Annotated in this window: 15 protein-coding genes; 3 read left to right on the top strand and 12 right to left on the bottom strand. The window is 33.6% G+C overall.

Annotated elements, in window-relative coordinates; genetic code table 11:
- Positions 1–5: 5 nt before the first annotated feature.
- Genes brxC through ACP6L2_RS03905 form a run of 4 tightly spaced genes read right to left on the bottom strand, consistent with a single transcriptional unit; the run spans position 6 to position 5,127 of the window.
- Complete coding sequence (gene brxC / locus ACP6L2_RS03920; RefSeq protein WP_440507991.1) at positions 6–3,650, bottom strand: BREX system P-loop protein BrxC; 3,645 nt, start codon at positions 3,648–3,650, stop codon at positions 6–8.
- 10 nt (positions 3,651–3,660) lie between these two features.
- Positions 3,661–4,209, bottom strand: coding sequence for a hypothetical protein (locus ACP6L2_RS03915; protein WP_440507990.1), 549 nt, complete (start codon positions 4,207–4,209; stop codon positions 3,661–3,663).
- The gene (locus tag ACP6L2_RS03910) at positions 4,187–4,930 is read right to left on the bottom strand and encodes a BrxA family protein (RefSeq protein ID WP_440507989.1); all 744 of its coding nucleotides are present in this window, start codon (positions 4,928–4,930) and stop codon (positions 4,187–4,189) included. Before ACP6L2_RS03910 ends, ACP6L2_RS03915 begins: the two co-directional genes overlap by 23 nt.
- Complete coding sequence (locus ACP6L2_RS03905; RefSeq protein ID WP_440507988.1) at positions 4,930–5,127, bottom strand: helix-turn-helix domain-containing protein; 198 nt, start codon at positions 5,125–5,127, stop codon at positions 4,930–4,932. The genes ACP6L2_RS03910 and ACP6L2_RS03905 overlap by 1 nt, the downstream gene beginning before the upstream one ends.
- Before the next feature lie 1,144 nt (positions 5,128–6,271).
- On the opposite strand from ACP6L2_RS03905, the gene ACP6L2_RS03900 reads away from it, so the two are divergent.
- Both ACP6L2_RS03900 and ACP6L2_RS03895 read left to right on the top strand, forming a co-directional pair.
- Positions 6,272–6,712, top strand: a complete 441-nt coding sequence (locus ACP6L2_RS03900) for a hypothetical protein (RefSeq protein WP_440507987.1) — start codon at positions 6,272–6,274, stop codon at positions 6,710–6,712.
- Positions 6,712–6,930, top strand: a complete 219-nt coding sequence (locus tag ACP6L2_RS03895; RefSeq protein ID WP_440507986.1) for a hypothetical protein — start codon at positions 6,712–6,714, stop codon at positions 6,928–6,930. The genes ACP6L2_RS03900 and ACP6L2_RS03895 overlap by 1 nt, the downstream gene beginning before the upstream one ends.
- A 293-nt stretch (positions 6,931–7,223) precedes the next feature.
- Here the strand turns inward: ACP6L2_RS03895 and ACP6L2_RS03890 are convergent, their stop codons facing one another.
- The 4 genes from ACP6L2_RS03890 to ACP6L2_RS03875 all read right to left on the bottom strand — a co-directional run bounded on the left by ACP6L2_RS03890 (position 7,224) and on the right by ACP6L2_RS03875 (position 8,688).
- Entirely contained in the window at positions 7,224–7,439 is a 216-nt protein-coding gene (locus tag ACP6L2_RS03890; protein ID WP_440507985.1) for a hypothetical protein, read from the bottom strand.
- Between the two features lie 425 nt (positions 7,440–7,864).
- A complete protein-coding gene (locus tag ACP6L2_RS03885; protein WP_440507984.1) occupies positions 7,865–8,068 on the bottom strand; it encodes a hypothetical protein in 204 nt (67 codons plus the stop codon).
- Between the two features lie 149 nt (positions 8,069–8,217).
- Positions 8,218–8,436 carry a hypothetical protein gene (locus ACP6L2_RS03880; protein WP_440507983.1) on the bottom strand — a complete coding sequence of 73 codons (219 nt, stop codon included), beginning with the start codon at positions 8,434–8,436 and terminating at the stop codon, positions 8,218–8,220.
- A 120-nt stretch (positions 8,437–8,556) separates the two neighbouring features.
- Positions 8,557–8,688: a hypothetical protein gene (locus ACP6L2_RS03875; protein ID WP_440507982.1), complete on the bottom strand. Its 132-nt coding sequence runs from the start codon at positions 8,686–8,688 to the stop codon at positions 8,557–8,559.
- A 155-nt stretch (positions 8,689–8,843) separates the two neighbouring features.
- Between ACP6L2_RS03875 and ACP6L2_RS03870 the strand changes: the two genes are divergently transcribed.
- Entirely contained in the window at positions 8,844–9,926 is a 1,083-nt protein-coding gene (locus tag ACP6L2_RS03870) for a YbjQ family protein (RefSeq protein ID WP_440507981.1), read from the top strand.
- An 8-nt stretch (positions 9,927–9,934) separates the two neighbouring features.
- On the opposite strand, the gene ACP6L2_RS03865 is transcribed toward ACP6L2_RS03870, so the two are convergent.
- The 4 genes from ACP6L2_RS03865 to ACP6L2_RS03850 all read right to left on the bottom strand — a co-directional run bounded on the left by ACP6L2_RS03865 (position 9,935) and on the right by ACP6L2_RS03850 (position 12,736).
- A complete protein-coding gene (locus tag ACP6L2_RS03865) occupies positions 9,935–11,098 on the bottom strand; it encodes a hypothetical protein (RefSeq protein ID WP_440507980.1) in 1,164 nt (387 codons plus the stop codon).
- Positions 11,098–11,271, bottom strand: a complete 174-nt coding sequence (locus tag ACP6L2_RS03860) for a hypothetical protein (protein ID WP_440507979.1) — start codon at positions 11,269–11,271, stop codon at positions 11,098–11,100. The genes ACP6L2_RS03865 and ACP6L2_RS03860 overlap by 1 nt, the downstream gene beginning before the upstream one ends.
- Before the next feature lie 315 nt (positions 11,272–11,586).
- Entirely contained in the window at positions 11,587–12,105 is a 519-nt protein-coding gene (locus ACP6L2_RS03855) for an HK97 gp10 family phage protein (RefSeq protein WP_440507978.1), read from the bottom strand.
- A gap of 520 nt (positions 12,106–12,625) precedes the next feature.
- Positions 12,626–12,736 carry a hypothetical protein gene (locus ACP6L2_RS03850; protein ID WP_440508676.1) on the bottom strand — a complete coding sequence of 37 codons (111 nt, stop codon included), beginning with the start codon at positions 12,734–12,736 and terminating at the stop codon, positions 12,626–12,628.
- Positions 12,737–14,118 lie beyond the last annotated feature (1,382 nt).

Genomic DNA, 14,118 nt, shown 5'->3' with positions numbered 1-14,118 from the left:
TGGTTTTAGTTCTCAAATTCAATTTCATCGTCTGGTTGAGCATTTGCTACTTTCTGTAATTCTCTGGTTAACCACGCTTTGTAATCCACAACAGTCATTGTACTTGTAGGGACTTGCGTTTTAATTTTACGAATAAAAGGCGTAGTTGGCTCTTGAACTTGCGCAGTCGGTGTTTCACTTCCATCTGTCGTAGTCGGAGTAACCGGTTCTGGTGCTGTACGAATGATAGACGCTTTTTGAATCTCTAACTGTGTATCGTTTTGGTTGATTAATGCAGTAGCTGTCGCATATTCAGAATACGAGAAGCCTGACTTTTTATTCACAATAGAGAAATCCAAATCTAAATCGCTTACCGCACGTTGCTGAGCAAACGTCAATACATTTTTGACCTCTGATAAAATACCCGAATTTAATTGATTCGGTAAAGCCTCGATATCCAATTTAATCTCTTCAGCCTTGGCTTGTAGCTTTTTAAATTCAACGGCATACTGATCGATAAGACCTTTGAATTTAGCGTGATACTTATCTTTAATCTCTTGTGCCAATTGTTGTAATTGTGCAAAAGCTTTGGTAATATCTGTTTTTAATAACGCTTTATATTCTTCCATTTTATCCGTTACCGTAGCATCTAATGCGTTGGCTTTTAATAAATCGGTTTTTACCTCCTGAATATAGATGGCCCAATCTTGTAATTTCTTTAAGTTGTTTTTAACGAACTTCTCCATTTTATCAACTTTCAGAATTACTCCTTCTAATTCTTCTTTCTGCGCAATAAAGTCATTCACCTTACTGATGTAATTGTCAGGCGTTACTTGACTCGTGAATGCATTGATGTAATCTTTGTGTTCTTTGGCTTTCGGGAAATAGATGGTAAAATCTTTTACATTATCCGTTAGCTGTTGGATTTTTTGAATATATATTTTTGCTACATCTCTTATTGCCACAGTCAATTGGAAATCGTTGGTATTATAATCTACTTTATATCCCTCTACTTTTTGAACAGTATAATCAAGTTCGTTATTTAAGAAGAAATCAACGACCTGCTTTTTCTGATGCGCAGAAAGGGATTGTGTATTGGCTTTAAAAGAGGCATTTCTAAAATTATTAACTCTTAAAAAAATATCCAAGGCACCCTTATCGGTCACCGCATATATAGGATTAGTCTGTGTTGGCGTTTTAACCGCTAATCGACCGGCACGTAACAAAGCAGCTAAAGTAACGATGACCGTTCCGTAAGTGTAACCTGTAGGTGCACCTGCTAATTTTGATTCGATATCTGATCCTTGTACAAAGGAGTTTCGAATAAGATTCGTTACTTCTTCTACCACACTTAAGTTTTCTCCTACAAAATTTCCGTTTGCATCAAATAACCCAAATTCTTTCGAATTAAAAAATGTTGCCAAACGACTTGGATTTTGCTCTTTTACCACTTGTACAGCTACAGCTTCCTGCATTTGACTTTGCAGTCTTTTATTGTACACATTCGATACCATTTTACGCTGTAGATTTTGTACTTCAGCGGAATAATTAGATTCATTCAGTATTGTTGTATTGAAACAATAAATTAACGTGGCGTTTGCTAATGCTTTGTCGATTGCATTTTTAAGCGCATGTTCTTTATCCTCTTTGTTTCGTAATAAATTTTGAACAACTTTACCTTCTTCAGTACTCTTACTTGGGTATTTTGCTTCAACTTGTTCGATACGAATAATCGTATCAATCAATTTATCTATACCCGTAAAATGATCGTTTTCTGGATATAAAATAGCCATTCCTTTTTGTTCGTCGTATTGTGTTTTTAAGTGATTGATTTCAGCTACACGATTGTCTTGCATCGTGTATAAACTCTTGACTTGGAATGCTAATTCTTTTGTATTTGGGTTTGTAATATCATCCTTGTCATCCGATTGTACATTAAAGTTGAACTTTATACCATCAGTCACACTACTTAATTGACAGATAATATTTGACTTTTTATAATACTCAATTAATCTTCCCTTTTTTAGGAATCCTTGAACGGCAAAATTGTTCATCTCGTCTAATATCTTTTGCTCGACATCAGACGTAATTTTATAGGTATGATCTGTTTCAATTAAAATTTTAGCCTCTACTAATATCTGTAAAGCCTCTTTAATTTCATTCTGCTTCGTGATCACATCATCTGCATTATTGAAATACGCTTTTGCTATATTAAGAACAGAAGTTTTCACTACTTCTGATTCGCTTAAAAAGTTAATCGTTTCTAGTAATTTTCTACCATTAATCGAATGATTTTCAAGCACGTTTTCAGCCGTATTGTAACGACTTGATAAACGAATATCTGGTTGATTATTTGCTTCTCTCGCTATTTGCCAGCCAGTAACCGTGTAATATAAATCATCTTCTTTTACTAATTTACGTAGGATATCAAAGGTAGTAATGATCATCCCACGTGCCGCTACTTTTGTAGAAGCATATCCCTTCGTCCCAAACAAGAAATTTTGTAATAAGCTGAATTGATTTTCATAAAATGGATAATAAGCGGAGTATGAATCAACCGTTGATGTATTCGATATTCCATAACCATTTAAATTGGAGTGATCTCCAATTTTACCAGAATTTGATTGATAATATTGATTTAATAATTGAACGCCCTCTTCTGTTTTTTTAAGGATTCTACTTTTGATAATGGTATCAACTTCTGTCGCCTCCAAGTGAATCTTCTCCACAAAACGGTCTGTCACTTTAACCAAAGAAGCCTTTGAGATATTAGCATTAGATATCACATCATCTAATTTTTCTTGTGCAATCGCAATTGTCCATACTTTTTTACCCAGCGTATTTAACGCTTCAGAGACACCTTCTAAATCTAATAACTTTAATTTATTTTGATTCACTGCTTCCGAAGTTTCATCAAACATAAATACAACAGTTGCGCCTATTTTCACTTCTAAGTATGATTTTAATTCACGTGCTAAATCAGCAGCTGCAAATACATCAATGGCATTTCTAACCGATGAAAATAATTGATCGTATTCCTTTTCTGATAAATCAGACTCTAAGTGAATATCCTTACATGCCGTAAAATAAGTACGCATATTTCCTTTTAACGTAGCCCAATCTTTTCCGATTGTTTCCTGAACGTACGTGTATATATCCGACCTGCCTGCTGCTATCATCGAATTGAATAGCATGTATCCATATTCGTCTTGCGGAAGGTCAATCGTTTTTAAAAAGTTCTTAAATAAGGTATAACTAAACCCTTTTGAGGTATCTTGTTTTGCAATATCAAGAAACACAACAATATTATTGTAACGGTCTAATTTTGCAAATTTATTTTTTAAAAAAATTTCATCATTAATTCCTGTAAAGCGGTGTAATAAACGTTCTCTTGATGGTGTTCCATTAATGGATTGATTAGCTAACAAATAACCAATCATTTTCGAAAAATAGGATTTACCTGATCCGTAAAAACCAGAAATCCAAACACCAGTTTCAACAGCGTTAGAAGTGAATTTATCTATAAATTGTTCAAAATCTTTTGCTAAACCATCGGTAACAATATAATCTTCAATTTCTTTTTGAATTTCATTCTCAGAAACATCCTCGATATTAATCACGTTCTTGATATCTACCGATAGATCAATTGATAATAAATCTTTAATTTTCATGTTTTACTGGCTATATTATTTTACATCTATATTCCGATGCAATTCTTTTATTTAAAAATTCTAATTGGTTGTTTTGATTGTATTCTGCAGGATATAAAAAAACAGCAGGCAACATCGCATTCAGGATTACTTTGCTTTCCATTAAAGAAAGCATATCGAAATGCGTGGCATATATAGCACCTGTATTAATTACTACTGGAATCTTATGGTTTGAAAAAGCTTTAATAATTTTATCTAAAATTAGATGATAGAAATCTTGTTGCCCATCTAAATCATTTTTAAAAATTCGATCTAATGAGGCTGGTAAATGCTCAAAGTAGAATTCAATATCTTCTTTGTTTTTCGTAACGAACTCGACCAACAAAAGATTCAAATCTACAATGTTGTATTTAGAATCTTCAAATTGTTTGATTTCATTAATGAAATTAATTTCTTCAGAAGGTTTACAAACTAACAGAATAGAATTTCCACCATTCGCTTGCAATTTTATTTCAGAATCCTTGGAAGAAACCAATCTCTCCAGTTCTAGAATTGCATTATGAGGATTTAAGTATTTCATAAAGTTGGTCGTAGTTAATAGTTGGTTTTATTTTTAAGCTGTCTCCGTTATATTGAATTTCAAAATATTGAATAAACTGTTTATAAAGCACCTTTTCGATGAAATATTCTTGTTCATAGAACGAATACTTAATCCAATCGGTATTGATTTTATTTGTGTTTTCTTCAGCTATCGTTAAAAAATAAGTAAATACTAAAAATTCTTCGCTAGATAAATTTTTATAGACTATTTCTTTTTTTTGAACTCCTGATAATAATTCAAATTTCTTTAATAGTGTTAGGTATTTTGAAGCAGTAGTTGTAATCGTTGATTCAGACCAGCTCTTCAAAGTATCCTCTGTTTTTTGAAGTTCAACAAGACAAGCAATGACTTCTTCTTTTTTTATGATTTTTCGCCCTGAATAATAAACAGGAAAAAACACCTGGTTATTTAGAAATCTAAATAATTCATTATTTAAGGAAAATAGAAGAAATAATAAATAACTATTCTCTTCTATAGACTGCTTTTCTATGAATGGGAGTATTAATCGATTTAAGTTTTCATTCGTAAATCTAAACGATTCTGTGATGGCTTTTTTAAATCGATTAACCGATTTAAGTGTTCTTATATCTGAATATTCTACATGGCTTTTATCCTGTAATTCAGTATTTATCAAAAAAGTTTTGATCAGATTGAATTCAGGTAGTCCGCCGATGATATTTATGTTTGAATTGATTTGCATTATTTTCTATCCCTTTCCACTAATAAATCCTTCACATTCACCTCTAATATTTCAGCAATTTTAAATAGTGTTTCTAAACTTGGTTGATGCCTATTTTGAACATATGCATTCACCATATTAAAGCTTTTACCTAGCTTTTCTGATAGCCAAGTTTGCTTAATACCCTTTTCCTCAAGAACTTCTTTTATTCGGTTCATATTCACTAAAAATAGTAAATATTTTGAGATATAAAATTTAAATATTATCAACAAAATAGTAGTGAAAATTTCAATCATTAAAAATGGTAAATATCTATTAGCTTTCCTTACAGAAAACCGTAAAGATCTTTATTATTTAGTTTTACCTATTAACATACAACTTAAATCACTGTAAGGCTACACCTAATCCAGAAAACTTCTTTTTTATGCCAAGCTAAATTTTCTAATAAAGGATATAGTTTTAATTTCTGACGAAGTTTCAACTGTCTTTTTAAAGTATACTTAGACCATAAGGATTATTTAGGTTGTCTTTTATTGTTTCAGAAAAAAAAAGAATTTGATAATTATGAAAATTTATTTAATTATTTACCTATAACTAGTTTAAAATATCAAATAATTACCCCCTTACTTCCCGATACAAATTGTAACTAATAATGATTATCAGATAGTTATAATTTTTGGGTACAAATAAGGAGCAAAATCATTGTTTTTTTAAAATAATAAGAAGCAAATATATTATTAAGTCACCAATAAAACCACCAAAATGAAAATGACCATCTACCTTGGAAGAACAGTCCTAAAATACGAGGATTTTGAGAAACTGGTATTCAGTTCGGAAATACCAGATGTACTATTTAAAAAATTTCACAAACTCCTTTTACGAATAAACAAGCTTTTACCCGATAGAGAGCAAAGAATAAATCTAATTGATCAGTCAGGTTGCCTATTTGTATTTAATGGAAATGAAATAATATTTGAAAAAAATTATCTAAGTAGGTATCTATGAATTTTTACACATTTTCAGAAGTCGAGTTTAAGAAACTCCTCTCTGAGGCAGCAGAAACTGGAGCTACCAACGCACTGATCAACGCGGGTCTATCAAGTCCCATCATTTGGAGGTCTGAAGCTATCAGGCTTCATGGCGAGAAACTTCTCAATAGGTTTGAAAAATATAACCTAATCGAGCGTAGACAACATTATCCAAGGGGCAATTATTATTATGACGTAAAGGAATTGAACTATGCTCTTGTAACAGAGAGAAGACATAGATTTTTTATTGAAAACAACAAGTAACTTTTAAAAACAAGTGTGCCACTGCTAAACTTGGCGGTCACACAGTGGCACTATCTAAAAATCAAACATTATGCTAACAATTAACGAAATGCCTGTTAGTTCAGAACTTAGGGGCAAAATTAAGGAATTTGCAATTAATGCATGCATTTCCGGAGAACAATTAGACGATCTTGACAATAATCAGCTACAACAGCTTGCTGATATGTATGAAACAATAAACTGCAAAGATATTATTTTGCAAAATTTGGATGGGTTCTTCGAGGGCATAAAAAACCATTATTCAAGCACAGATGATGCACTTTTGGACATATTAGAGATGATCTGTGAAACAAGTGATTTAAAGCATCGTTTATTACTCAAAGAGATTTATTATCTGTTTAAAGGCTTAGGTACGGATAGCGGAAACAAAATGTTAGCTCTGCGAGATTTAGTGATTTACCACAACTTCAACGAGAAAATAACTGGTTTACATAATGGTTTGTTCATAAAGGAAACAGGAGAGGTTAAATAATGAAAAGGATTTGTGAAACGGTTTACTTTCATCTAAATGAGGATGGAGTAAAGAGAGAGCGTACGATTAATTTAGGTTTGATCAAATATCATTCTACTATGTTTGATAATGGAGAAAAGGACCGCAGCCTTAGAGTAGGTTCAATTACCATTGAGTACGCACCAGGAATATTTGAGATACTTAGCAGAGGAAAAATCAAAATTATGATTAGGATCTAGATAACAATTACCGCATCGAAATAAAAGCAGGATTATAACGGTCCTGCTTCTTATTTTTTAATAAATACTATGGATTAGGTACAGAACTTGCGAACACCCTGAAAGGCACACCTTAGAAAATTCCAACCCTTGTGTCCATCGTGCAATATCATAAAGAGTAGCCAATCTCTAGAAGCCTTTAGAAAGGTCATTGTGGGATTCATTACCTCATTGAACAGGGATAGCACTCAATATAAATTCGCAAAGCGGTACGGCTTATTGGAAGAAAGAGAGGTTGAGGTTAGGTTTCACTTCTAAAGAGGCAATAATTCATCGTCTGCAAATTCAGGCTTTAATGATATAACCATTTCATCTTGAATTCCTTCATTAGCACGCATTGCTGAATATTCCGTACGGTAAAAGTATTTAAATACTTCTTCGTCAGATAATCCTTTAATATCTAAAAATCGTTCTTCTAATTGCGGTCTATTCTCTTGGAGACGTTTAACCAACTTATCTTTTAAGTTCATTTCACAAAAATATCTATTAATCCAACACGAATTTTGAATTATCTCTTTATGTTAGATATTTTATTTGATAAAATCAAACATCCTGCATTGAAATTAATCAACTGTTAATAGAGCAAAAAAAATAGGAACTTCGTGTAAGGCAAGAAACAAACTAACCCGCCACATTACCCCTAAACCTCTCCAATTCACCTTCATGCAACCGAGGTTATTCCCTAAGTGCTTCACATAGATAATGCTATCCTTCCTTTGTGTTAAAAGTGATTTGTCAATGATTTTGGCTGGATTTTAATAATGTTCCAGAATTTCCTGAGATGGCAGTCCAATGTCGATTCTACCCCTTACCATTGGTTCTTGTTTGTACTTCATAATACTAAGGAAATGAATAAATCCTATTTTAATGGGATATACTTGTATAACTACATATCTTATTCTTCGTTCTTAAAAACGCTTGCTCCACCTTCGCAATCAGATGATACTCTAATGTTTTTAGAAATACCATTTGCTATTTTTTTAAGTATTTCTAAAGCTTTAAATTTATCGGAATTGATAGACATCATTTCTCTTTCTGTGATATTGCTTTTGCTTTCTACACAAGATTCAATAAGTTTTGTTATTTGCTCATTTGTCATAATACAAAACTAATTATATAAACAAAAATAAGCAATAAGTAGACTTCAGCAATCATAAAGCATTATATCAAAGGCTTTAGAAACTTATGTCCGTTATCCTTATGGCATAAAAAGCTAAACTATGAACGTTGGAATGTTGGCTTGTTAGCTTAATCTAAATATTCGTCAAATTGATTTTGAATTTTTTTTATTATATATGCCTTATGAAGCTCTTTTAAATCCCTTTCCTCGATTACAGATAGAAACCATTTTGAATCCATTTTGGTCTTACCGGGTTCTATATCCGAATAGAACTGATGCTTGGAAACTTCACAAAAATCCTGAACAATTCCATTTTTCATATTTGAGTATAATATTATATTATTCATAGTTTATTAGTTATGAAGGAAGACCATTCTCCCTACATAGTATAATACTAAAACCCTTACACTTTTTAAAGAACTATATTACTAAACATCGTATAATAGAGCTATAACTTAATTATTGATCTATCTCCGCTTGACCTTAAAGTAAATGAATACAACCAACGCCACTATCGCTATGGCTATCCCCCAACCAATCTTACTGACCAACACCGCCCAAATGTTCGGACGGCTATCGTTTTCTTCGGTAGCTGTCATTTCCCTGCGAGATTGTTCTGCTTGGATAGCGACATGCTTGCTCGTGGTGTCCTTTCTTTCCTTTTTTATATTGTATTTCAGATATCATATTATTAGCAGCTGATAAACTTAATTAATAACATTATTTCATACTTTTACGATTCAATTATTAACCAATGGCAATTCAAATTACAACTACCAATAGCTTTGAAACTTCAAGCATTTCAAAGTACTTTACTCCAATAACAGCTAATGTAGTTGTTGGAAGTAATATTTTTGGAGATTTCTCAGCGTCAATAACTGATATGTTCGGTGGAAGATCTGGGAGCTATGAGAAACGACTTCAAACAATTTATAGGCAAGCATTATCAAATATTGAAAAACAAACCAAAAAATTAGGTGCTGATGCAGTTGTGGGACTCAAAGTTGATTTTGGAGAAGTATCGGGCAAGGGTATGCAAATGTTCATGGTATGTGTTACCGGAACTCCAGTTAAGTTAAAAGACAACAATTTGATCTTACCAAATGATCCAAGTTTAGGTATAGTAGAAGGTTCCATTATTTCTATGAAGATCAAAGCTAAAAGCATAATAGAAATAAACAAAGATTTGGATGTTCATGATGCAGTTCGAGACCATTTGAACATTATTAACGACTCCTTTCTCTCTGATTATTTGGTTTTAATATCTAAGTGGCTTGAAGAAATAGATCCTAATTCAAATTATTTAGAAAAACAGGAAAGATCAAGTATAGTATTTAAATACCTCGAAAATATTCCAATAGATGATTTTAAAGAATTTATTTATCCATATTTATTTAAAGAAAACCCTAAGAACGTTAAGAACTTAGTGAAATTAGTACAGACTCGGGATGTAATAGATTATGAAATAATAAAAAGTAAACTCGCAGAGAACAAAGGTAACCAAGCGGCTTTACATCTTTTGTATACAGAAAAACCAAGCTATGATTATTCAGATTACATTAATCTAACCGATATATACCATTTATTTGATCAAGCTTATAAACCATTATCTGAGCAAAGAGAAGAAGAAAGTAAAGGGCTGTTTTCAAAGGGGACAATTGTTGTTTGGGATTGCAAGTGTGGTAAGAAAGTTCAGGGAGTAAGGTGCGGTAGTTGCGATAGGGATATTTTCGGCTACAATTCTTCAGTTCCTAGTCCACCAAATGTCAAACAGAATATCAAAAATACAATTGAAGTACTAGAAGATGTACTGAATATAAAAGCCTCGGTTTTATAATACCGAGGCTATAACAAGATAGAAGATCTATTTATGGTTTGATCAAAACCTGAGAGAAATCTATATAGAGTATGAGCATCGATAGGTAAAGGTCTAATTAGCCCAAATTTTCTTAAGTAATTACTGGAATTCATCAATTCGACAGAGTATCCTCCCCTATTCGTAATAGAATCAAACTGTAACATCATAAGATCGGAATGATTATCTACTCCCCACCACATTAGATTACCTGTGGACCAAAGATCTAATCCTCCATTGGGTAAAATATTATCTGATTGGTTCTGGTCATATTTCACCACTATTGAAGATTTTCCATTATAGTTGCTAATTACTGTATCTTCTTTTATCCAAGGATATTCGAGGTTTCCAATAATCTTTGAGGAATTTCTCGAATGCTCGGTTACAATTGGCAAACCAATTTTATTCGTGCATTCATAATAGTGAAGAACATCCTTTAGTTGTTCGTTGATTCCAAGTACCCACCATGCACCGTCAGATTGAAACATGCGGCATTGAAGGGCTTTGGTGAGTCCCTCGATGATATATCCGCATGATTGATATTTGATTCTTTCAGTGGCGGTATTTACCAATATACCATCACCATATTGTGCCCACCTAAGCGATTGAAACGGCTCTCCCGATATTGTCTCATTTAAGGCTCGCAGCGATGTGCTCCACCTAATTGGAAGGTCAAGCCCCAGTTGTTGCATTAAAATCCTTCTGAAGTAATTTAAAGGACATCTAGTACCTAAAGAAGCATCAAATATCTTAAACTCTAGATCTTGCAGTCCTCCAACACCAGTTTTAGCATTTAGACTCATGACATATGGAGCTTGTCCATATCTCACTTGAAGGTCATCAACGACCAGAAATCCTTTGAATTTTATTTCGTTTTCTCTTTTTACAGTGACAATACAGTCTTTATCATTAAATGAAAGGATTTCTAAAGCATCGATTTGACCTTGGTTATAAACTTCAAATTGAGCAGAAACGTCAACTAATGGATAATTCCACATACCTGTATCATACCCACCACCCTCAAAGATAATAGTACAAGCTGACCCAGCTACCCCTCTGATAGGAATTGGTTCCCCAAAGTAGCCAGGGATGTCAAATTCAACTAACCACTGATTATCGTCATAACTTTTGTAAGGAAGGATATATTTTACCATTATTCTTCCTCATCCGATAAGTTAAATATTTCGATTCCATTCTCTGTATTGCGGCCTATTATTTTTGCGTCCCAAGCCAGTTCTCTTTCAATGTTCGGTAAGTTCTCTTGCGTAGGCTCTAAGCCTCTTTTAGGATTTAAGCCTTTGGGCTTAACTTCATTCTTTCTACTCATTCCCTAGTTGATTATAATTGAGTTAATGAAACGAGATCGATTGAGTGGTAAAAATAAATATTAATACCGTTTGTGGAAGGAAGAAAAACACGCTCGCACAAAATCCATCATCTCCGTTCTTCTATCAATACAAATATAATAATTATTGGAATAAGAGTTAAATAAGCGTGATGCTTTAAGATCGAATCACTAAAGAATTAAAAGCTAACATGCGAAACATTCGATTAAAATTGGAATATATTATTCAAGAATCTTACATCAATTAAAAGAAGCATTCATAATAATTCCTTTTTGCGTAGTCTTAAAACGAAATCATTAGTTCAAATACTCTTGTATGATATCTTCAATCCTTTTCTCCAGTCCTTTGGTTCCATCCTTGAAGCCCGGATACATGAACGGCTGAGGATTTACCCCAACTTTCATGATCTTTGCCATGATGGGCCATAATGCTTCCTTTGGTATTCCCTTGCGCTTCATCCATTCCGCTATCGCTTCCTTGAAGTTGCCCATACTGATTTTACCGTTACGGAACTTCTCGGCTTCGGACTGCATTTCTGCGGGTATCTCTACCTTTGATTTCGTTCCGAACTCCTGATATCCTGCATATCCCGCGCTTGCATAGACTATCCAAAGCAGGTCTTTACCCTCAACGTTTATGGAGTTCCTCAGATATCCCTGATCTACCGGAACACGTCCGATTGCGGAATTTCTGACCTTGTTCGCGGATACCTCGAACTCGTTTCCGATTTTCTTAATTAATTTTTTTTGGGATTGCTTGTTCAGCTTCTTTTGAAGTTGCTCTAAGCCTTTGATTTTAATACTAAACTTTGCCATACAACACTGATCTTTCTACATATCAAATATAGCCATTTCTAGTCAGAATTCTGATGGCTAGATCCTCTTTTTGTGTACACAAAAGTACTTCTTGCATATATTCAAATTGATGCGGTTTTCAAGGAGTTTCTGTATTGACAGAAACACACCTTGCAGTTCAAAAAAACAAGGTGATTATTTAGTATAATACCCATGCACAACTTTGTGCATGACTAAGCATTGATAATTTTCATTAAGCTTGTCAATATCTCTCAATAATGATCTATGCTCTTTCCCACTTATTCACGCAATCTAACGACCATAAAAGCCGTATCGAATTTAAGGTTATTTTAAAGTGTTTTAATCGACTTTAGTTTTAAATCAATAAACATACCATTTTAATATTAAAGTGCCTTAAATAGCTTTATTTTAGCCTTAAATCAAAACATAACACTAGCCATGTTGATGCGGTTGTCAAAAAAGTCCATATAACTGGTTAAACAGATAACTGTGAAGTCGGTAAAATCTGACATATTAAATTTCAACATTCTTCAACATCTATTGGCATTTGGATAGCATCACTCACGTTAGCATTTGTTAGCAACCTTGAAGCTTGTTCTGTGGTTTTATCTGGGCTATAACCAGCATGAATAGCGGCCTTTGCAATCCGAGGTTTTCTGAGGTTTTCCTTTTATACTTGTAAGTGTCAAGTTTTGACAAGTTTTACGTTTTTTAATGGCTTCTTGGATTTCAGGTTTTCTCAGGTTTTCAACCCTTTTTTATGGCTTCCGAAAATTCAATACCTACGTATGAACAGATAGCAACGAAGTCTGTAAGGAAACTAAAGTTTTCCCTAGTAGTTGAAGCTGGATCACTCCGAATTACTCCGATTCACACGCGAACAGATAACCACAAAGTTTATTTAATTGCAGGTTGTTTCCTCTACACGCGTAATGACCGTATTAAAACCTTCCTGGTGTGTTTTAAGCTTGTTTCCCCTATGCGTATATGATGTTGGAAAGACCTTATAATTAAGTCCTGAGGCTTTTTATAAAGACCAAGAAATAGGTTTAAAGCGTTTTTTTATAAGGCGCAGAAATTCAATGCACTACGCGCGCACGTGTAATGACCGACGAAAATTCATCCTATACGCATGATCAGATAACATATAAGTTTTCTATTCAGCAAGGGAGTTGTTTTACCAGTACGCGCGTATCAACGCCCCAATAATCTTCTAAGGTCTAGAAAACGATCTCTTTTAGTTTTTACATTTTTCCTCACGCGCGCACGCAACACTTTGCAAAAAGTCTTCGTAAGCACCATCAGAGCGATATTTGTTAATTCTTCACGCAAGTATAACAGTGCCCAAATAATCATTATACTGATACTCTTAGGGGTTTTCGTCGGTCTATACGCGTGCGCGCGTAGTGATGGGCAAATAATCTTCGTAAACGCTATTTTCGCTTTTTTTATAGCTCAGGAAACAATTCGCCATTTACCCCCAAACGATAAACTGCACGTTACTGCAAAATCTAACTCGCAATTACTCGCATCATCTAGCGCAGATAACCGCAGATAACCGCAGATAACCGCAGATAACCAGGTCGCAAATACTCGCATATGTTATTGCCATTTAGTGCCATTTAGTGCCAAACAATCAGAATATGTCGAACCCGTAAACAGCCCCAAAATCAGGCGAAGCTGATAGGCCGCAAATGAGCGAGGGAAGTTTTTGTACGTACAAAGACACATCCTGCCACTTTTGAAAGTAATAATTTTAGACTTTTAAGATTTGTTAAATAGTGGCTGTATAGTGGTTGTATAGTGGCTGTTAAAACAATAGCAAGAAGAAAAGATGGCTGTATAGTGGTTGTATAGTGCTTGTATAGTAGTTGTATAGTGGTAGCTAAGAATGAGTATAATAAAATCAAAGAGAATTTGATGGAAATAATAAAAAAAAATTAATAAAAACCTCAACCAATCAAGGAAAGGCTTTAAAACAAAAATCCCCTCTGGATGGAGGGGATGAATGTT

The sequence above is a fragment of the Sphingobacterium lactis genome, from assembly GCF_051951495.1.
Lineage (GTDB): Bacteria > Bacteroidota > Bacteroidia > Sphingobacteriales > Sphingobacteriaceae > Sphingobacterium > Sphingobacterium lactis_A.
The sequence above is the reverse complement of the archived record's forward strand: the minus strand, read 5'-3'. Positions and strand labels throughout refer to the sequence as shown.

What these genes read in the sequence shown, in the direction of transcription:
- ACP6L2_RS03865 (WP_440507980.1), bottom strand. Translation starts at nt 11,098, where the DNA reads ATGGTAAAATATATCCTTCCTTACAAAAGTTATGACGATAATCAGTGG.
- ACP6L2_RS03880 (WP_440507983.1), bottom strand. Translation starts at nt 8,436, where the DNA reads ATGAATAATATAATATTATACTCAAATATGAAAAATGGAATTGTTCAG.
- ACP6L2_RS03870 (WP_440507981.1), top strand. Translation starts at nt 8,844, where the DNA reads ATGGCAATTCAAATTACAACTACCAATAGCTTTGAAACTTCAAGCATT.
- brxC (WP_440507991.1), bottom strand. Translation starts at nt 3,650, where the DNA reads ATGAAAATTAAAGATTTATTATCAATTGATCTATCGGTAGATATCAAG.
- ACP6L2_RS03895 (WP_440507986.1), top strand. Translation starts at nt 6,712, where the DNA reads ATGAAAAGGATTTGTGAAACGGTTTACTTTCATCTAAATGAGGATGGA.
- ACP6L2_RS03860 (WP_440507979.1), bottom strand. Translation starts at nt 11,271, where the DNA reads ATGAGTAGAAAGAATGAAGTTAAGCCCAAAGGCTTAAATCCTAAAAGA.
- ACP6L2_RS03890 (WP_440507985.1), bottom strand. Translation starts at nt 7,439, where the DNA reads ATGAACTTAAAAGATAAGTTGGTTAAACGTCTCCAAGAGAATAGACCG.
- ACP6L2_RS03885 (WP_440507984.1), bottom strand. Translation starts at nt 8,068, where the DNA reads ATGACAAATGAGCAAATAACAAAACTTATTGAATCTTGTGTAGAAAGC.
- ACP6L2_RS03855 (WP_440507978.1), bottom strand. Translation starts at nt 12,105, where the DNA reads ATGGCAAAGTTTAGTATTAAAATCAAAGGCTTAGAGCAACTTCAAAAG.
- ACP6L2_RS03900 (WP_440507987.1), top strand. Translation starts at nt 6,272, where the DNA reads ATGCTAACAATTAACGAAATGCCTGTTAGTTCAGAACTTAGGGGCAAA.
- ACP6L2_RS03915 (WP_440507990.1), bottom strand. Translation starts at nt 4,209, where the DNA reads ATGAAATACTTAAATCCTCATAATGCAATTCTAGAACTGGAGAGATTG.
- ACP6L2_RS03905 (WP_440507988.1), bottom strand. Translation starts at nt 5,127, where the DNA reads ATGAACCGAATAAAAGAAGTTCTTGAGGAAAAGGGTATTAAGCAAACT.
- ACP6L2_RS03875 (WP_440507982.1), bottom strand. Translation starts at nt 8,688, where the DNA reads ATGACAGCTACCGAAGAAAACGATAGCCGTCCGAACATTTGGGCGGTG.
- ACP6L2_RS03910 (WP_440507989.1), bottom strand. Translation starts at nt 4,930, where the DNA reads ATGCAAATCAATTCAAACATAAATATCATCGGCGGACTACCTGAATTC.